The sequence below is a fragment of the Paenibacillus ginsengihumi DSM 21568 genome (assembly GCF_000380965.1).
Lineage (GTDB): Bacteria > Bacillota > Bacilli > Paenibacillales > NBRC-103111 > Paenibacillus_G > Paenibacillus_G ginsengihumi.
In genome coordinates, this window is sequence record NZ_KB905572.1 from 54,049 (window position 1) to 73,417 (window position 19,369).

The following is a 19,369-nucleotide window of genomic DNA, read 5'->3' on the forward strand; positions in this document are numbered from 1 at the left end:
CATGACCGATGCCCGAAAATCTGCAGTGAGCCTCTATTTGATATTGGCTCTGATTTTATGCGCCGCTGCCGCCGGTTATTGGCTGTATGATGCTTTTTTCCGGCCGAATACGCTTCCGGTCAAGATGGATTCTCCCGGATTCGCGTTATCCGACCTGAACGGGGAGACGGTCACAGAGGCGCGGTTCGCCGGGAAAGTGCGGCTGGCCTCCTTCATCTACACCCGCTGTCCGGATATTTGTCCGGCGACGACCGCCAATATGGTCGCGCTGCAGCGGGAGCTTCAGAAGCAGGGCTTGTTCGGGAAAGACGTCGAATTCGTGTCGATCACCTTCGATCCGGCGAATGATACTCCGGAGGTGCTGCGGCAGTATGCCGAGCGAATGGGCATCGATCCGAGCGGCTGGACGCTGCTGCGGGGAGAAGAAGAGGAAGTCAAAGCCCTCGCTGCCAAGTACAATCTGTCTGTCGTTCGCATCGACGACGGCTTGTTCGCCCACTCCGTCACGTCGCTGCTCCTTATCGACGGCCAGCAGCGCGTGCGCAATATTTACCGGATGGGCGAGGACATGGAAAATGAGCAAATTTTGGCCGATATCAAGACATTGCTGAAAGAGCGGCAGCGGGATGCGTAAATCCGGCTGCCGTCTCCGTTAGACGCTTCAGCCAGCAATATCTCTGTTAAACACACTGCGGCCAACAATATGGCTGTATTCCATCGGCAGCACTGCGGCATCATGAGCGGCATGCAAGGCAGCAAGGCCGATCTGAGCCGGCTCGTCCGATGCACCTTTTTTCCCCGATGCTCCCTTCCGCTACAAATGATCCAGCTCATACAGCCTGCGATAGCGCTCATACCGGCTCATCAGCTCTTCATGCGTTCCGCGCATAACGACCGTCCCCCGCTCCAGAAACACGATTTCATCCATCGCCTCGATGCCAGTGAGCCGATGGGTAAACCAGACCACGGTACGCTCCTCCAATACCGCGAACAACGTTCGGATCAGATCCAGCTCCGCCCGCCGGTCCAGCCCGGTTGTCGGCTCGTCGAGCAGTACGACCGGCCTTGAGGCAAGCAGGATGCGGGCCAGCGCAATGCGCTGCCGCTCGCCTCCGGAAAATCGGCTGCCCGCTTCCTCCATCGGCGTGTCCAAGCCTGCGGGAAGCGCATCGACCAGCTGCTCCAGCCCGACGCGCCGGAGCGCCTGGCGTATTTCTTCGTCGGAAGCGTCGCTTCGCCCCAGGCGAACGTTGTTGGCAACGGTCGTATGAAACAAATGCGGCTTCTGGTCCAGGACGGAGAAGCAGCCCGCCAGTTCCGCCTGCATGTCCTGCATATCCTGCGCGTTCTGCATGCCCTTCGCGGCCTGTGCAAACTGCGCGGACAGCGAACGAACCGTCACCCGTCCCTCCGCCGGGGCGCGCTGCCCGCACAGCAGCTGCAGCAGCGTGGACTTCCCCGCTCCGCTGCGCCCCAGCACGGCCACCTTGCTCCCCTGCGGCAAGCTGAGCGATACATCCCGCAACGCCCAACCGGATGCCGATGCGTAGCGGTAGCCGATGCGCTTCGCCTCAATATGAACCGGTCCTAAGACGGGGAACGGCTCCACCTGCTTGCTGGCTTCCTCCGCCCGCACAGCCTGGCTGTCAGCCTCGACCTGCGCAAGCCGCTGCAGGGAGACCCGATAGTCCGGCAGGCGGACGACCGCATCGTTCACCTTGGCGAGCGTCTCCATCAGCGGAAACACGGCCAGCACGCATGCGGCGGCATATATATGCTCCATCCGCCCGGCTTCCAGCTCGCCCGAAACCCACAGCGCCGTCAGCAATACCGCGCCGGCCGCCGCGCAGCGGGAAAGCCATTGTCTGCGCCATTCCATGCGGCGAAGCGCCTTTTCCCGGATGCCGGCGGCAGCCTGTCGCTGGCGAAACGAGGCGATCGCCTGCGCCGTTCGGCCGCTCAGCGTCCAGTCGGTCATGCCGAACCAGGCGTCGGCCAGCTCGCTGTAGAGCAGCGCGCGGTGCGGCTGGCTGGCCCGCCGCGCCGTATCGGCGCGCCACAGGGCAAGCAGCGGCACAGCCAGCAGCCATACGCCGCCATAGGCTGCGAGCCACAGCGCCGCCAGCCCGGCGGAATCGGCCAGCAGGAAGCAGACGCCGCCATAGACGGCCAGACCGGAAAGCGCCGGGAACGCCACGCGGAGGTACACATTTTGCAGCTGCTCGATATCGTCCGCCAGCAGTCCCAGCAGCTGCCCTGTCCGGTAGCGGCTTTTCAAATCCACGGCCTGACGCTCCAGCAGGCGGTAGAGCTTCACCCGCATGGCGGATAACGCGCGGAGCGCGGCATGATGCCCTGCCAGCCGCTCCGCATACTGCAGCGCCGCTTTGCCGAAGCCAAAGGCGCGGACGAGCACGATCGGGACATAGACCATGAGGACATTGTCCGGACGTAAGGCCGAGCGGGAGATCAGCTCGCCTGACGTGTACATCAGCGCTGCGGCGCAGCCTGCGGCCAATGAGCCGAGCACGACCGTAAGCAGCATCGTTTGCCAAAAGCGTCGTCCCCCGATAAGCAGCCAGCTTATCCGCTTGTCCGTCTGCTCCTTCATGACTTGCGCCACCCCCTGCTGCCGTTCCCCGGCTTACTTGCCTTCCCGATTGCCATTCACCTGCATGCCGGCGTTCCCGCTGCCGGTCTCCTGCACGTCGGCATTCCCGCTGCCAGTCACCTGCATGCCGGCATTCCCGCTGCCAGTCACCTGCATGCCGGCATTCCCGCTGCCAGTCACCTGCATGCCGGCATTCCCGCTGCCAGTCACCTGCATGCCGGCATTCCCGCTGCCAGTCACCTGCATGCCGGCATTCCCGCTGCCAGTCACCTGCATGCCGGCGTTCCCGCTGCCGGTCTCCTGCACGCTGGCATTCCCGCTGCCAGTCACCCACACGTCGGCATTCCCGCTGCCAGTCACCTGCATGCCGGCATTCCCGCTGCCGGTCTCCAGCATGCGCGCATATACGCCGCCGCGCCGCCGCAGCTCCTCATGCGTGCCGCGCTCGACGAGCCGCCCCTGCTCCACGACCCATACCTCCTGCATCTCTTTCATCCAATGCAGGCGATGCGTCGCCATAATGACCCGCTTGCCGGCCAGTGCTTGCAGCAATGTTTGCTTTAATTCCCATTCGGTTTCCACATCCAGATGGGCCGTCGGCTCGTCCAGCAGGACGATCGGCCGGCCGCTGACGAGCGCTCTGGCCAGCGCGACGCGCTGGGCCTCGCCCCCGCTTAACGCCCTGCCGCCCTCTCCGATCCGCTCCTCCAGGCCGCGGGGCAGCTCCCGCACCAGATCGCCCAGTCCCGCTGCCTGAACCGCCCGCTCCACTTGCTCAGCGGAAGCCCCCGGTTCATAGAAGCGGATATTGTCGGCGAGCGATAAGCTGAACAGATGCGGGTGCTGCGGAATGTAGGCGATCTGGCTGCGCCAGCGCGCCCAGCCGGCGCCGCGAAGCGGCTTGCCGTCCAGCCGGATTTCGCCGGCGCTCGCTTCGATCAGGCCGCCGATGAGCCCGAGCAGCGTCGTTTTGCCTGCTCCGCTGGCGCCTGCGATGCCGATCCAGCGATGCTGCGGAAGAAGCTGAAGGGAAACGTCGCGCAGCAGCATCGCCCCTTCGGCATTGGCGACGCCGGCGCCCTCCAGCGTCAGCACGCTGTCCGCCTGGCAGGCGGCAGGATGCTCCGCCGGTTCGGGGGCGACGCGGCCGGACATATCGCCGCAAGCGGCCTGCATCGCGGTCCAGGCCTCCTTGCCCTCCAGCGAAGCGTGGTAATCCGCGCCAAGCTGCTTGATCGGAGCGAAAAACTCCGGTGCCAGCAGCAAAACCGCAAGCGCCGCGCCGAATTCGATGCGGCCCTCGATCAAGCGAAGCCCGAGCCCTACCGCAACGGAAGCAATCGCCAGCATGCTGAGCACATCGAGCGCCAGCGAGGACAAAAAGGCGACCCGCAGCGTGCGCATCACCGCCTGCCGATAGCGATCCGCCGTCCGGGCGACCGACTGGCCGAACGCCCGGCTTTGGCCCAATGCGGCCAGCGTCTTAAGCCCGCGCAAGGAATCGGCAAAATGGCCGGCCAGCTGGCGAAACGTGCCCCATTGCCGATCGGCCTGCTTGCGCGCGGTTGTGCCGAGCACAATCATGAAGGCGACGATGAGCGGCAGGGCTGCCGTCAGAATGAGGCCGGATATCGCATCAAGCCGATAGACGGCGAGCAGCACCGCCAGCGTCACGATCGGCGTATCGATCGCTCGCGGGATCGCCATTTCCAGATAAGCGCGAAGCCGCTCCGCGCCTTCCATCGCCAGCGTCACCAGCCGGCCGCTGTTTTCCCTGGCCGCAAACTGCGGCCCGCGTTCAAACAGGCGGACAACGAGCCGCTCCCGCTCTTCCCCGCTCCTCTGCTCCGCAAACGAGCCCGCCGCGCGCTGCTGCAGCCAGACCAAGGTTTGGCGAACCGCAAGCACGACGGCAAACAGCATTAGGGAAGGAAGGGCATCGCGGAAAGCCTGACCTTCGAACAGCAGACGAATCGCTTCGGCCAGAAGCAGCGCCTGCGCCACGACGGCCGCCGCTTGCAGCAGCGACAGAGCCGTCAGCTTCAGCGCAAGCTGCCGGATTCCGGCAAGCGCAAGCCATCTCCTGTCCATCAGTACTCCAGATGATCGCGGTCCGTGATTCGCTTATGGAACACGAAGTAGCTCCACGCCTGATTGGCGAGCACGAACGGCAGCAGCATCGCGGCCACAACGGTCATCGCCCGCAGCGTATAATCGCCGGAGGCGGCGTTATAGATCGTCAAGGACAGGTCATCGCCCATGGAGCTGACCATCAGGCGCGGGAACAAGCCGGCAAACAGCGTGGCGAACAGCAAAATGATCAGCAAGCCGGTCATGGCAAATCCCAGGCCCTCCCGGCCGCGGCGCAGGAAGTAACCGGCCAGCAGCACCGCGAGAACGCCCAGGCACAAGGCGGCGATTAGCCAGGCCCCGCGGCGCTCCGCCAGGTCGGTGACGGCGACGGTCCAGACGGCCAGGCCGCCCAGCAGAGCCGCTTGCCACGGCAGCCAGCGTCTGGCTTTCGCGAGTGCTCGCTCGCGCAGCGCCCCTGTCGTCCGCAGCCCCAGGAATACGAGACCGTGCAACCAGCACAATCCGACGAGCGCGATCCCCGCAAGCACAGTGTAGCCGTTAATCAGGTCGGCGAAACGCGCGCTCATCTCCATATCGGCATCGATGGGCACGCCCGCCAAGAGTGCGGCAAGCACGGTTCCCAAGAGGAACGGCGGAAAGAAGCTGCCTGTCCAAATCGCGGCATCCCAGATGCGCCTCCACGCCCGGCCTTCGGCTTTGCCCCGGAATTCGAACGCGACGCCGCGAAAGATGAGGGCCAGCAAGATCAAGGTCAGCAGCGTATAAAAGCCGCTGAACATCGTCGCATACCAATGGGGAAAAGCCGCAAACATCGCCCCCGCCGCCGTGATCAGCCATACCTCGTTGGCGTCCCAGAACGGCCCGATCGTATTGATGATCGCACGGCGCTCCCATTCGTCCCGGGTCAGGTGCTGTGAGGCCATGCCGACGCCGAAATCGAAGCCCTCCAGGAAGAAAAATCCGGTAATCAATACAGCAACGAGCACAAACCACAGCTCATTCAGCGCCATGCCGGCCTCCCCCTTCCAAACGGTAAGGATCGAACGTGTCCGCCGCGTCCGCCCGCAGCTCTGCCGCCGGCCCCTTGCGCGCCGTGCGATAAAACAGCCAGACGGTAAGAGCGAGCAGGATCAAATATACGGTCGTAAACGAAAGCAGCGAAAAGCCTACCTGCCCTGCGCTTACGCCGGGCGACACCGACTGTTCCGTACGGAGCAGCCCGAACACCGTCCACGGCTGGCGGCCGATTTCCGTCATAATCCAGCCTGCCGTATTGCCGATGAACGGAAGCGAGATCGCGGCCACCAGCAGCGACAAATACCAGCGGGGGAGGGGCATCAGCTTTTTGCGCGCCATCCGGTATATGCCGTATAGACTGAGCAGAATCATCCCGACCCCAGCCGCGATCATGATCCGAAAGCTCCAGAAGGTCGTCTTCACTGGGGGAATATAGTTTCCCGGTCCGTACGCCGCTTCGTATTCCGCCTGCAGCTCCTTCATACCGGGGACGGAGCCGCCGAACTTGTTGTAGGACAAAAAACTGAGCAAATAGGGCACTTTCCATTCCAGGCGGTTGGTCTGCGATTCGGTATCGATCGCCGCAACGATCGTCCATGGGGCGGGGTCTGCACTCCTCTCCCACAGCCCTTCGCTGGCGGCCATCTTCATCGGCTGGGTCTTCACCAAATATTGAGCCTGACCGTGCCCGAATTGGGCGATGGCCAGCGACGATATGCAGCCTACGATCAGACCGATGCGCAGCGACGATTGAAAAAACGGCACCTCCTCTTGCCGCAGCAGCTTCCAGGCGCTGATGCCGATCACCAGAAAAGCGCCGGTGGCGTAAGCGGCAAACACAGTATGCGGAAATTCCCACAGCAATTGCCCGTTCGTCAGCAACGCGACAAAATCCGTCATTTCCGCGCGGCCATTCACAATCGCGTAGCCTACCGGGCGCTGCATGAACGAGTTGGCAGCCAAAATCCACAGCGCCGACAGCATCGTGCCGACGGATACAAGCCACATGCAGGCCAAATGCAGTCCTTTGGACAGCCGCTCCCACCCGAACACCCATAATCCGATAAAAGTCGATTCCAGGAAAAAGGCCAGCAGCGCTTCAATCGCCAGCGGCGCGCCGAACACGTCGCCGACAAACCGCGAAAAATCGGACCAGTTCATGCCGAACTGAAATTCCTGCAAAATGCCTGTCACAATGCCGACCGCAAAGTTGATCAGCAAAAACGTGCCCCAAAACTGAGCCATCCGTTTAAACTTTCCGTCCTTCTTCACCACATACAGCGTCTCCATGATCGCCACGATCAGCGACAGGCCGATGGAGATCGGCACATACACATAGTGGAAAATCGTGGTGAGCGCAAATTGAAGACGAGCCAGATCGACGACTTCCACCTTGTCACGCCCTTTCTCGATGCTTAAACGCCTATGACGAGCGATTCCTTCGTCATCGGTCGTCACCTGCGGTGTTGAAAATTCATCCTGTGGATGCCGCTGAATTTCCAAACCAGTAGCTAGCTAGTCGCTCCGGAGTCGTCTTCATTATAGTAAACCGGCAGCGCCGCTCGTATGACTCGAAAGAGGGATCAAAGTGATCGTTCTGTGACTGGCTGTCGACAACTTTGTGAAATTTAACACATTTATGAAGCTGGCTTCCAACCCGGCCGTGCGCTATGCGTCACACCGGTCGGAACGCCCGTCAGCGAGCAGCCGATCAGCCTAGCGGACAAGCCGACGGCGGCGCGCCCGGTTGCTTATTGCTCCCCGCGCGATTGCTGCTCCGCCAGCCATGAGGCGACCGATGAGATTTCCTCCTCGCTCAGCCGTTTGCCGTAAGCCGGCATGCCGCCTTTTCCGTCACGAATCACTTGAATGATTTCCTCTTCGCTCATCCGGCTCCCTACCGTTTGCAGACTTGGGCCGACCTTCCCTTGCAATTCATTGCCGTGGCAGGACATGCAGTTCTGCCGATACACGGCAGGAAGCGCCAGCTCTTGATGGGAGGCCATCCCTTCGGACTGACCGCCGCCTCCGCAGCCAGTCAAAGCTCCGACCATACATGCTCCGATCCAAAATCTCACCCAACCGTTCATTTTCGTCCCTCCATTTTTAAATTGACCTTGCTGCGGCACAAAACTGCAATCAGTGCTTGACCAGGCAGCTCTAAGTATCGGCACTGATTTTGCTGGACCATTTCCTATTGTCAAGCAAGCTCAAACCTTTTTATATAGCTCGTAGGAGCTACCGAAGAGGCGAATCTGCCCTTCGATTTTTACAATTCCATAACGCAGCCGTTATGTTCGGTTAACATTCAACTTCTACAATAATCATTTGAGACGATATTCCATAGGAGGTCCAAATGAACAAAAGGCTGGTCATCATGCTGTTGATGTCTTTATTCGCTTCTCTCTTTGCTGGCCCTGTTTCCGCTCAAGAAACGGACAGCAGCAGCACCCAATGGATCCATCCTTTCGATTACCCCCAATCGAAAGAGTATCCGGAAGAGATTTACGCAGTGATCGAAATTCCGCAAGGCAGCTTGATCAAATATGAAATCGATGCCGATACCGGGTACGTCGTTGCCGACCGCTTCCAATCGATGTCCGTTCAGTATCCGGGCAACTACGGCTCAATCCCGCAGACAATCGGCGGCGACGGGGACCCGCTTGACGTCATCGTCTTGACGAGAGAACCGCTGGCCCCAGGAACCGTCATCAAGGTGCGGCCGATCGGCACCCTGAAAATGATCGACGGCGGGGAACCGGACGATAAAGTCGTTGCCGTCCCGGCAGCGAAAATCGACCCGTCCTACAAGAACGTCAAGGCGCTGTCCGATCTTCCCGAAATCGAAGTTGAGCGCATTGAACAGTTTTTCGCAGTGTACAAGCAGCTTCCGGAAGGAAGAAAAATCGTCGAGCTGGACGGCTTCGAGCAGGCGGAAGCGACGAAGCAAGCGATCAAGCAAGCGGTTAACGCCTACAAAGCGAATCATAGTGCGCAAAAATATATCCCGTATCTTCCGCCGTTCCATTATCCGCAGGACGCTCAATTCCCGGACGAGATCATGGCTCTGATCGAAATTCCGGCCGGAAGCTTTACGAAATACGAAATCGACGCGGATAACGGACATTTGGTGGCGGACCGCTTCCAGTCGATGCCGGTGAAATATCCTGCAAACTACGGCTCGATTCCCCAGACGATCGGCGGCGACGGCGATCCGCTCGACGTGATCGTCTTAACGAGAGAGCCGCTGGCGCCGAAAACCTTCATTAAAGTAAGGCCGATCGGCACCCTGAAAATGATCGACGGCGGGGAACCGGACGAGAAGATTGTCGCTGTTCCGGTGTCCGATGTAGATCCGACCTATGATTCCATTCACGATATTGGCGACTTGCCGGAAATCGAGGCGCAGCGAATCGAGAAGTTTTTTGCCGTGTACAAACAGCTTCCGGCAGGACGTAAATCCGTAGAATTGAACGGATACACCGATGCGGCAGCGACGAAAACGGCGTTGAAGACAGCGATCGAGCAATACCGGAAAGCGGATAACCAAACGGCCTTCGATTGGGTGCATCCCTTCGATTATCCGCAAGAGGGAAGCGGCGCTGCGGAATTCAACGCGGTGATCGAAATTCCGGCCGGGAGCTTTACGAAATACGAGATCGATGCGGATACCGGACATCTCGTCGCCGATCGCTTCCAATCGATGGCCGTTCATTACCCGGGCAATTACGGATCGATTCCGCAAAGCAAGGGAGGCGACGGCGATCCGCTGGACGTGCTCGTTCTCGCCAGGCAGCCGCTTGTGCCGGGGACGGTCGTGAAGGTGCGCGCGATCGGCATGCTGAAGATGATCGACGATGGCGAGGCGGACGACAAGATCGTCGCGGTTCCGGTGAGCGATGTCGATCCGACATATGACAAGGTGACGGATATTTCGGAGCTTCCCGCCATGCAAGCCGAACAGATCGAGATGTTCTTCAAGGTGTACAAGCTGCTTCCATCCAACCGCAAGTATGTAGAAATTAACGGGTTTGATAAAGCGGCCGCAGCCCAGGCGGAAGTAGCGGGCGCCCTCCAGCGGTATCAAGGAATGCCGGTGAGCAGCGATGCGGTAATCGGCGGCGTCGAGAAAACGGCATCCGACAACCGCACCTTAGTCCCGCTCCGAGCAATCGCCGAGCTGATCGGCGCGGAGATCGGTTGGGACGAAGCCGCGCGCAGCGCCACCGTGAAATATAACGGCAAAGCGTACACTATCGCCTTGGGTAACGCTGTGGCTGCCGATCAGAACGGCGCGCCGATCGAGCTGGATCTGATGCCGCAGCTCATGAACGGCTCGATGTTTGTTCCGTTAAGCTTTGTCGCTGAGCAGTTGGAAGTCAAGACGAGGTGGAACGAATCTGCGGGGCAAATCGAAGTGTTAAAGTGAGGATGGATGAAGGGGCGACCTTGTTCGAATACGAACGGGTCGCCCCTTTCCGTTGACGGTGAAACCCGATTCAGCATATCCTGGCTTCGCACGATACGGCTCATCCTTCGGCTACGTGCAGCTCGGGCATCCAGCGCTTCATATGATCGGCGATTTCGCTCCAAACCGCATCCGCTTGGGGGAGCTGGTCCTTTTCCACCGTCCGCAGCGGCTCGACTTTATATTTCCGCCAGTTGACCATATGGATCCAGGTCGGGATGAACGTAGGCCGCTTCACTTGAATACAGGCATCCTGGCCCTTGACTGTTTTTTCCACGTCCAGCTGAAGGATGCCGCCGATTCGTTTGCGGGTCCCCTCCTGGCCAGCCAGAAAATTGCCAAGCGAATAGACGACGAACGCTTTCCGGCCGTCCTCCGTCTCGATCCATTCCGCAGGCTGCAGCACGTGCGGGTGATGTCCGATAATGATCGTCGCCCCGGCTTCCGCGGCGGCGCGGGCAATCCGTTTCTGTTCGTCGTTCGGCATATTGACGTATTCCTGCCCGAAATGGAGGCTGACGACCACCACATCCGATTGGCCGCGCGCTTTCGCGACATCCTCCCGAATGGTCGGCTCATCGATCAAGTTAACCAGATAGGGCTTGCCCTCCGGCACCGGGATTCCGTTCGTTCCGTACGTGTAAGACAGGAAGCAAAATTTGACGCCGTTTTTGTCCATCGTGCGAAGCTGCTGCCGGTCTTCCTCGGACAAGTAGGCGCCCGTATACTGGATGCCGAGATCGCGGTAATGCCGGATCGTGTTTTCGACAGCTTCCGGTCCTCGATCCAGCGTATGGTTATTCGCCAAATTGACCACGTCGAAACCGGCGTCCTTGAGCGCATCGCCGACCTCGGACGGACCGTTGAACCGCGGATAGTCGGACAGGCCGAGCGCCGCGCCGCCGATCATGCTCTCCTGATTCGCCAGCGCGATATCCGCCTCCTCGATGTACTTCTTGACCGGCTCGAACATCGGCCGAAAATCGTAACCGTCCTCCGTCTTGGCGTCTTTGTAAATCGACCTGTGAATGAGGACGTCCCCGACAAAAGCGAGTTTTACTTGGTATACGCGCTCCCGCTCGTCCGGTTCGGGCCCCTCCGGCTTCGCGCTCGAATCGGCTCCGGGCGCCTGCAGCGGGTCCGTCTTCGGATCGGGCAAGCCCGCAGGAGGCTGAGGCTGCGCTTGCTGCTGCGGCGGGTTTGCCGCATCTTTGGGCTGACAGCCCACGCCGGTCAACGTTAAAAAAACCGCCATGACGAGAAAAAGTGCGTGACGTTTCCAATTTGCCATTACAAAGTGACCCCTCTTCATCGCTAAGCGACGCAGATTGCTGAAGAATGCGCCGCCTTGCTTGTCTCTATGATGTATGATTAAGCATTCCCAGCTTACCAAATAAAATGACCCTTTTCCATAATTATCATATAAGCAAGAAAAAAACTCGCTCCCCAATACCATGTAATGGCCGGATCGCGAGTTGCAAATGGTTTTATTGGTTTCGGTCCACGGATACCGCGCTCGTGCCTTAGTCTGACGTTAAGTCTTAGACTGCCGCCGCTTTCCCCTCGTTATCTTGCGGACTCCCTGGTGTACATGCTCTGATCCTGCAATCGAATCAGCACCTTGCCGAAGCGGCCGCCCTGCCGGATTTCCACCTTATCAGCCGGATAAGTCCGTTCCAAATACTCGGCGGCGATGCTCCGGTTCCGATCGTTCGCAGGCAAACCATATATTTTCAACCAATCCATAACCTCCTGGAGCGCCGCTTCCCGAGTCACCTCCGTCGTTTTCATTTCCCGGGTAACGAGCGACTCATAGGAATAGCCTTTGAGATATAATAAATGGAGCAGATAAGCCATCTCCAGATGCTTGCTCTTCATAGGCTGATCCGTAACCAGAGGCCAAATCTCATTGAGCAGACTGTGCTCTCTGGAGCCGACCGACATGCTGATATAGCAAAACTGCCGTGCGCAGCTCAGCACCCTCTCTACACTCTCCCAATCGACAATCACCGGGCACATGGAGACAAAGACGAAATCGAAGGCATTCGTCCACCCTTTGGCTTCCAGATCGATGTTTTCGAACGGCTCGGCTACGACCTCGACCTGCCCGCCCGCTATTCCTTTAATGTTCTCTTTCAGCAGCTCGACCAAAGGAAGGCTGGACTCCACGGAGGTCACACGCGCTCCTCTCTCCGCAAAAGGCACCGTAAATCCGCCGGAAGCGGCTCCAATGTCTAAAATAGATGTATCCTTGAACGATACCCCTTGTCCTTCCAGCCAACCCATGATGCGTCTGGCTCTTCGTCTGCCCTCTTCGCTAAACGTCTGCTCGTTGAATGTCTTGGCCTTATGGTCGAAAGTGTGCGCCGGATCGATGCCGGCCCGCTTCATCTTCTTCACTGCGGTATTCGCATCTTCCTTCCAGGCTTGTTCCCAAACGGCTTCATTAAAAAAATCGTTCCTCATGCTTCTTATCCCCTCCGCCAAATTATCGTATTGCTGGCTTAAATCTAGCGTCTCATAAAAGACTTTAAAGACTTTAAAGACTTTAAAGACTTTTTATGTCTTTAATATCTATTGAAAAATAGACGCCTATGACGTATGAATCCTTCGTCATCGGTCGTCACCTTCGGTTGCCGATCATTTGCTGACGATCATCATCAAATGATCGGGATCGGTCGTTCTTCACAGAACAACCGTCATTTTCTTGGCGAGCTCGGATATTTTTTGGTTTCTTAAATAATTCTCCATCTGCTCCTCCGCCGATACCATCACCTGCTGGATCAAACATTCCGGACTATGGTTCAAATCGCATTCGAACAAGGAAGCCGTGCCTTCAATGGCATGAATAATATCGAGGAACGAAATTTCTTCCCAATTCCGCTTCAACCGGTAGCCGCCATGGGCGCCCGAGGTGGATTCGATCATGCCCGCCTTGACCAGCTTGGTAAGGATTTTGGACAAATACGTCGGCGAAACCTGTTGCCGTTCCGCCAGCTGCTGTACGCCGATCAGCTTGTTCGGAGTGGCTGCGGCAAGAAATAGCATGGTATGAAGGGCGTAGTTCGTCGCTTTGGAAAACTTCATCCCGCAGTATTCACCCCCGATCAAAGACTTTATTTATCCATGATAGCTTTTAAATCGAGTTATGTCAAGTCTAACAAATCAGGCGCAATCAACTCAAGCTGAAGTTGAACATCCTTCCGGCTCTAGTATAATAGAAGGGCAAGCTGCTTTTGAAGAATTGGATAGCCAGACCGGTGGCCAGGCGAGCCTGAAATGCTGTGGCTGAAGAAGTTATTTCAACAAATAAGGGAGAGTGCGGCGGTGTACACTACGGTAAATGGTTTTTTAAACGATTGGAATCAGGAAGCTTCGCTTACGCTGCAAGTGCTGGACAAGCTGACGGATGCTTCTTTGAGTCAGGCGGTGTCAGACGCGCAGCCGCGGACGCTCGGCGAAATCGCGTGGCATATCGTCCAGAGCGTCGGCTTTTTTTTGAATGAGATCGGGCTGCAGAGGAGATCCCGGCGGCCGAAGGAGCTTCCGCGGCGGCCATCGCGCAGGCGTACCGTCGGGCAAGCGATTCCGCCATTGCCGAATTCAGCGCAAAGTGGGCGGGTAAGGACGACCAGCTGGACCAGCCGATCAAAATGTTCGGCTTCATCGACACGACCGCTGCCGGCGTGCTCAATATGCTTGTCCGCCATCAGATACATCACCGCGGTCAAATGACGATATTGATGCGTCAGGCAGGACTGGCGGCGCCGGGCGTGTACGGGCCGAACGAGGAAGAAACGGCGGCAATGAAAGCGGCGCGCGGCCAGTCATAGCACTCGGGGCGAGTTTAACGAGCGTGTGCTATGCCCGTTTTACGGCAGCGGGCAGCTTCGCCGCTAGCCGTGCGGAATGGAAGCCCGGGAAAAGCCCAGTGAAATCAAGGCTTTTTCTCGGGCTTTATTGTTTCTTCCGACTCCGGACGTCATCGCTCATCGCCTTCGGTTACTGGAATATTTGCTGACATTAATCAACTAATGATCGGGATGGTCCGGGACGGTCTGCGGGGATCGAGCCCGACAGCAGCGCTCCGCCCTCCGCATGGTTGCCGGCAGCAAGCTCCCCGCCGTGACGCCTAATAATGGTTTGCGAGATCGTCAGTCCCAATCCGCTGCCTCCGGTGGAACGGTTCCTCGATGCTTCTCCTCGATATAATGGTTCAAACACCCGTTCCAGTTCTTCCGCTGAGAAGCCCGGCCCGGTATCGCGTATCGCAAACGTGACTCGGTCGCCGGCTTTATCACATTGAACGACAATTTCCCCACAAGAGGGCGTATGCCTGACGGCATTGTCCAAAAGATTGTTCAGGGCACGCTCCAGCAGGTGCGTGTCGCCGCGGACGATGCAATGGTCTGCGGTGCGGTTCGAGATGGAGATGCGCTTTTGCCGTGCCAGCGGACGGATGCTGTCGATCGATTTCTCGAGGATGAGCTTGAGATCGGCCGTCCCGTAGTTCAGTCTCGTCTCCACATATTCCATCTTCGTAAAGGTGAACAAGTCCTCGACGAGCCGGTCCAATTGTGCCGATTTTTCCTTGCATACCGCCACATATTTGCTTATTTTCTCCGGAGATTGAGCGATTCCTTGCTCCAGTCCGTCCAAATAGCCTCGCAAGGCGAACAGCGGGGTCCGCAAATCATGTGCAACCGCGGCGATCACGAATCGCCGTTCTTCCTCCAGTCTCGCTTGTTTGCGGAAAGATTGGCGAAGTCCTGTCACCATCGTTTCGAATCCGTCGCGCACTTGGGAGATTTCGGAGATACGGGACCGCGGCAGCTCCGCATCCCAATCTCCTGCGGCGATTTGTCTGGCGGCCAGGCTCATCTTCTCGAGGGGCTTAAGCAGGAACCTTCGCATTTGAACGCCGACAATAAAGAATGCGAGCAATAGTCCGGCAATCATCGACACAGCCAGAACCGTCTTTGACTTCGGCAAGTAGATGACGATCTTTCCGAGCAGCCGTCCGTCCTCCATGATCGTGAATCGTTCGGTGGACGATAAAGCGCTGCGCGGTTCCGGATTCGAGCGGAAAATATCCTCATCCGACGCCGATACAATCGCCGCCTCCAGCTTCGCCTCCCGCAGCGCTTGCTGCAGCTCGTTTTGCCAATTCGGATCGCTCCACTTATCCGCGTTCGTTTCGATCAGACGGACGATCCCGGTCAACCGTTCCTGCAGCAGCTCGTCTTTCGGCCCGATTTCCGTGAAGCGGATCGTTCCTGTCTGCATGTAGTGAGCGGCAATGTAGCCAATCCACGGCACGAGCAGCAGGAAGAAAAAGCACAGCATCGTAAACGTGCGAATGCGAAGCGTTCTCATGTTATCCTCCCTCGAAGCGATACCCTACACCCCATACGTTGACCAGGTACTGCGGCCGGTTCGGATCGGCCTCGATTTTGTCGCGAAGCCGGCCGAGATGCACCCGAATCGTATGCTTATCGCCCACCCCGTCCCAAAATTTATCCAGCAGCTGCTCATAGGTAAATACATGTCTCGGATGTTCGGCAAACAATCGCAGCAGCTCATATTCCCTCGGCGTAAGAGATACATTCTTCCCATCCACGAATACTTCTCTTGCGGACAGATTGAGCCTGATGCGGCCGAAATCCAAGCTCCTTCCCTCCGATTGCCGCTGAGCGGCGGAACGCCTCAATACCGCTTTGATTCGCGCTATGATCTCGCCGGGCGAAGCGGTTTTGACAATATAATCGTCGCCGCCGAGCGTCAGTCCGCGAATCTTGTCCACGTCGTCGCTCCGCGCGCTAAGGAAAAGGATCGGAACGCTGCTCTCCGCCCGAATCCGGCGGCATAGCTCGAAGCCGTTTTGCCCCGGCATCATGATGTCGAGCACAATGCAGTGAACAGCGTTCTGCTCCAACGCGGCCCACGCCCCATCGGCATCATAGGCGGTGATCACATGAAATTGCTCGTATTCCAAAAAGTCTCTCAACAGCTCGACGATACTAGGGTCATCGTCGACAACCAGTATTGTTGCTCCTTCGCTCATGAATATCCCACCTTTGCCTCCTAGTTTATCATTTTTCCCGCAAAAACCTAACGCAGCCGCCCGATTTGTGATGGTTTGTTTATTGTTTTGTGACCTTTTTGCAGCGCTATTTGAGATATTGATTTGTTACTATTCTTGTTGAGCGCACGGACGGCAAATACCGCGGGGTGACTCGTCCTGCACGGAACACTCACTTACTGCGGGGTGACTCGTCCTGCACGGAACACTCACTTTGGATACGAGGGAGGACTTCGATATGTTATCGGTTCAAATCGTGCTTTTTGACGGCTTCGACCTGCTGGATGCCATTGCGCCTTACGAGGTTTTTAGCGCTGCGGCGATGAATGCCGAAGGCGCGTTAAGCGTAGAATTCGTCACCGCCGAAGGGCCGCGGTCCGTAACCAGCGGCATCAACGGGGTGGCCGTTGAGGCAAGCGGCCGCTTGAACCCGGAACGGGCGGGCATCATTCTCGTGCCCGGCGCGGCGGGCGACGTCGAGGGAGACGGCCCTGACTCGATTCCGGCGATTTTGGGACGGGCCATGAATACCGAGTTGACCGGTATGATGAGGCAGGCGCTCGCACAGCAGGACGTCGTCGTCGCAACGGTATGCGGCGGCTCCCTGCTGCTGGCTATGGGAGGGCTGCTGGAAGGCAGACCGGCGGTCACCCACCATATGGGCATGGATGTGCTGGGAGCAACCGGCGCGATTCCCGTCCCGGCCCGCGTCGTGGATGACGGCAATCTCGTTTCCGGCGGCGGCGTCACTTCCGGACTCGATGTCGCGCTGTATTTGGTGGAACGCGAGCTTGGGCCGCGCGTCGCGCATGCGGTAGAGCGGTTGTTCGAATTTGAACGGAGAGGGACCGTCTGGCGGGAAACCGGAATGGCGACCGGCCGTCAACAGGCACGCGCAGGCGTCGAACCGAACGCCGCGGCGGACCAAAGCCTAATGATAGATGACTCTTCGGATCTCACGATCGCAGAGTCGTCTGTCTTCGAGGGGGATTGGGAGGCGACGATCGCTACACCGGTTGGGAAACTGGAGGTCAAGCTCTCGATAGGAGCAAGGAACGGGATGATCCAAGGCACAGCCGAGCAAGGAAATGAAACGGTCGAATTCGTAAACCCCATGCTGCAGGCGGGCAAGCTTGTCTGGCTGCTGCCAGTCACGAAACCGATGCGCTTGAACTTGAAATTTGAAGTGACCGTCGACGGGGATCGCATGACCGGGACCGCCAAGGCCGGTATGCTGCCGGCATCCAAATTAACGGGCAGGCGAATTTCCTGACCGTGCATTAACCGTGCATTGCGTGCCGCAATTCATAAGAAGCCATGGGGGTTTGGAATCGCATGAACAAACGAAAAACCTTATACGGCCTGTTGGCCGGTGTCACCATTCTCTTTATCCTTCACTCCCTGGTGAAAAATTATATCGTCGATCCCGGCGCCGAAGGCTTTTTAAGCCACAAAACAGGCCTTAAGCGCGAGCTGAATCTCCCGGTCTGGTTGAACGTGATGTACGTTCATGTCGCCTTCGCCTGCATTGCGATGGCGTCGGGACTGCTCAACTTTTCCAATCGAATCTTTGAAAAAAGCCGCACGTTCCATCGCGTCAACGGCTACGTATATCTTGTGTCCGTACTGCTTGTCGTGCTGACTTCCGGATATATGGCGCCTTACGCCACCGGAGGCAAAATCAGCAGCATGGGGTTTAATCTGCTTAATCTCATCTGGCCGTTTATTACCATCATGGCGATTATCCAGATCAAAAATAAACGAATCGCTCAGCACCGAAACTGGATGATGCGCAGCTACGCCTTTTGTTTTACGAATCTGCTCATTCATCTCATTACTTCCGTTGTTCATTCCGGCTTCGGTCTTATGTACGCGACCAGCTATACCATTGGCGTATATGGCTCTATTGTGCTGCTGCTGTTGATTCCCGAGGTCATCATTCGAAAGATCAGTCCATGGAACAGAAAGGAATGGAGATAAGGATGAAAAAAATGGTTGGATGGCTCATGTCGCTCGTGCTTGTTCTAAGCTTAGCGGTTACCCCTGCGGCAAGTGCGATCTCCAAGGAGAATGACGCTGCGCCGGGGGATAACAAGCTGCATGTGCAATTCGTCTTGTTCGACGGCTTCGATCTGCTCGACGTTATCGCGCCCTATGAAGTATTCGCTGCCGCGGAAATGTACTCGGAAGGGGCCGTGACGGTGGAATTGGTATCCGCGGAAGGCAAGCGCTCGGTCCCGAGCGGTTTGAACGGGCCCTCCCTCAAGGCTGAAGCCAAATTGGATCCGGACCGTCCGGGAATTATTGTAGTGCCCGGCGCTTCGGGCAAGCCGGCGGGCAATTCGAATGATGCCATTCCGAGCATATTATGGCGCGCCAAGGAAACTTCATTGACGGATTTGATGAAGCGAGCGATGGATAATGAGGACGTCACGGTAGCTACCGTATGCGGGGGCTCGCTGCTGCTGGCCATGGACGGCTTGCTGAAAGATCGTCATGCCGTGACCAATTCGATCGGCATGGACGCGTTGAAAGCTGCGGGCGCCATTCCGGTAGATGCCAGAGTCGTCGAAGACGGTCCTCGCCTCGTGACCGGGGGAGGCGTGACGTCGGGACTTGACGTGGCTTTGTATTTGGTCGAGCGCGAGCTAGGGCCGCAAATCGCGAATACGATTGAAAAATTATTCGAGTACGAGCGGAGAGGCACGGTGTGGAAGGCGGAAGGCATAGCCCCAATCGATTTTACAAGTCAAGAAGCGACGAAAAAAGAACAACCGGCATCCTCCGCAAGCAACGCCGAAAAGTGAGGACGAGATTTCAAACCAGGTTATGTATTCGCTGAAAAGCCATCCTTGACGACAGGATGGCTTTTTTCTATTGCTCCAATAATTCGTTTCCTAACTCCCGAAGTTCCTCAACTCTCTTTTCCGGAATGCCCGTCGCCTGGACAATGGACGTCGTGTCCATTCCCATTTTGATCATATTTTTAGCGATTTCTTCTTTGGCTTCACGCTTGCCTTCGAGCTTGCCTTCGAGTATTCCCTCGCGCTTGCCCTCGAGTATGCCCTCCAGCCTGCCTTTGCGTTCAATATCATCC

At 57.7% G+C, this 19,369-nt stretch carries 15 protein-coding genes and 2 pseudogenes; 6 read left to right on the plus strand and 11 right to left on the minus strand.

Annotated features, from left to right (window positions below; translation table 11 throughout):
• The first annotated feature begins 1 nt into the window (after window position 1).
• Window positions 2-634 carry an SCO family protein gene (locus tag F591_RS0114030; protein ID WP_019535248.1) on the plus strand — a complete coding sequence of 211 codons (633 nt, stop codon included), beginning with the start codon at window positions 2-4 and terminating at the stop codon, window positions 632-634.
• A gap of 180 nt (window positions 635-814) precedes the next feature.
• Here F591_RS0114030 and cydC read toward each other — a convergent pair whose 3' ends face one another.
• From cydC to F591_RS0114055, 5 genes are all read right to left on the minus strand, one after another.
• Window positions 815-2,611 carry a thiol reductant ABC exporter subunit CydC gene (gene cydC, locus F591_RS0114035; RefSeq protein ID WP_019535249.1) on the minus strand — a complete coding sequence of 599 codons (1,797 nt, stop codon included), beginning with the start codon at window positions 2,609-2,611 and terminating at the stop codon, window positions 815-817.
• 33 nt (window positions 2,612-2,644) lie between these two features.
• Window positions 2,645-4,702, minus strand: coding sequence for a thiol reductant ABC exporter subunit CydD (gene cydD / locus F591_RS0114040; RefSeq protein ID WP_019535250.1), 2,058 nt, complete (start codon window positions 4,700-4,702; stop codon window positions 2,645-2,647).
• Entirely contained in the window at window positions 4,702-5,715 is a 1,014-nt protein-coding gene (gene cydB / locus F591_RS0114045) for a cytochrome d ubiquinol oxidase subunit II (RefSeq protein WP_019535251.1), read from the minus strand. The genes cydD and cydB overlap by 1 nt, the downstream gene beginning before the upstream one ends.
• Entirely contained in the window at window positions 5,702-7,114 is a 1,413-nt protein-coding gene (locus tag F591_RS0114050; protein ID WP_019535252.1) for a cytochrome ubiquinol oxidase subunit I, read from the minus strand. The genes cydB and F591_RS0114050 overlap by 14 nt, the downstream gene beginning before the upstream one ends.
• 359 nt (window positions 7,115-7,473) lie before the next feature.
• On the minus strand, window positions 7,474-7,812 hold the full coding sequence (locus F591_RS0114055) for a c-type cytochrome (protein WP_019535253.1): 339 nt from the start codon (window positions 7,810-7,812) through the stop codon (window positions 7,474-7,476).
• Between the two features lie 266 nt (window positions 7,813-8,078).
• On the opposite strand from F591_RS0114055, the gene F591_RS32305 reads away from it, so the two are divergent.
• Window positions 8,079-10,151 carry an inorganic diphosphatase gene (locus F591_RS32305; RefSeq protein WP_019535254.1) on the plus strand — a complete coding sequence of 691 codons (2,073 nt, stop codon included), beginning with the start codon at window positions 8,079-8,081 and terminating at the stop codon, window positions 10,149-10,151.
• Between the two features lie 100 nt (window positions 10,152-10,251).
• On the opposite strand, the gene F591_RS0114065 is transcribed toward F591_RS32305, so the two are convergent.
• The 3 genes from F591_RS0114065 to F591_RS0114075 form a co-directional block, all read right to left on the minus strand.
• Window positions 10,252-11,481, minus strand: a complete 1,230-nt coding sequence (locus tag F591_RS0114065) for a CapA family protein (RefSeq protein ID WP_019535255.1) — start codon at window positions 11,479-11,481, stop codon at window positions 10,252-10,254.
• Window positions 11,482-11,756: 275 nt separating this feature from the next.
• Entirely contained in the window at window positions 11,757-12,656 is a 900-nt protein-coding gene (locus F591_RS0114070; protein ID WP_019535256.1) for a class I SAM-dependent methyltransferase, read from the minus strand.
• Window positions 12,657-12,875: 219 nt separating this feature from the next.
• Window positions 12,876-13,277, minus strand: a complete 402-nt coding sequence (locus F591_RS0114075) for an Rrf2 family transcriptional regulator (RefSeq protein ID WP_019535257.1) — start codon at window positions 13,275-13,277, stop codon at window positions 12,876-12,878.
• 192 nt (window positions 13,278-13,469) lie between these two features.
• Between F591_RS0114075 and F591_RS33405 the strand changes: the two are divergent.
• A pseudogene (locus F591_RS33405) lies at window positions 13,470-14,023 on the plus strand (DinB family protein).
• 190 nt (window positions 14,024-14,213) lie between these two features.
• Here F591_RS33405 and F591_RS0114085 read toward each other — a convergent pair.
• Complete coding sequence (locus F591_RS0114085) at window positions 14,214-15,566, minus strand: sensor histidine kinase (RefSeq protein ID WP_019535259.1); 1,353 nt, start codon at window positions 15,564-15,566, stop codon at window positions 14,214-14,216.
• 1 nt (window position 15,567) lies between these two features.
• Complete coding sequence (locus F591_RS0114090; RefSeq protein ID WP_019535260.1) at window positions 15,568-16,254, minus strand: response regulator transcription factor; 687 nt, start codon at window positions 16,252-16,254, stop codon at window positions 15,568-15,570.
• 256 nt (window positions 16,255-16,510) lie between these two features.
• Between F591_RS0114090 and F591_RS0114095 the strand changes: the two genes are divergently transcribed.
• From F591_RS0114095 to F591_RS28135, 3 genes are all read left to right on the plus strand, one after another.
• Entirely contained in the window at window positions 16,511-17,545 is a 1,035-nt protein-coding gene (locus F591_RS0114095; protein WP_019535261.1) for a DJ-1/PfpI family protein, read from the plus strand.
• A gap of 62 nt (window positions 17,546-17,607) precedes the next feature.
• Window positions 17,608-18,252 carry a DUF2306 domain-containing protein gene (locus F591_RS0114100; RefSeq protein ID WP_019535262.1) on the plus strand — a complete coding sequence of 215 codons (645 nt, stop codon included), beginning with the start codon at window positions 17,608-17,610 and terminating at the stop codon, window positions 18,250-18,252.
• 2 nt (window positions 18,253-18,254) lie between these two features.
• Complete coding sequence (locus F591_RS28135; RefSeq protein WP_019535263.1) at window positions 18,255-19,079, plus strand: DJ-1/PfpI family protein; 825 nt, start codon at window positions 18,255-18,257, stop codon at window positions 19,077-19,079.
• A 67-nt stretch (window positions 19,080-19,146) separates the two neighbouring features.
• Here the strand turns inward: F591_RS28135 and F591_RS32020 are convergent.
• Window positions 19,147-19,369, minus strand: a pseudogene (locus tag F591_RS32020) (hypothetical protein); the annotation flags it as partial.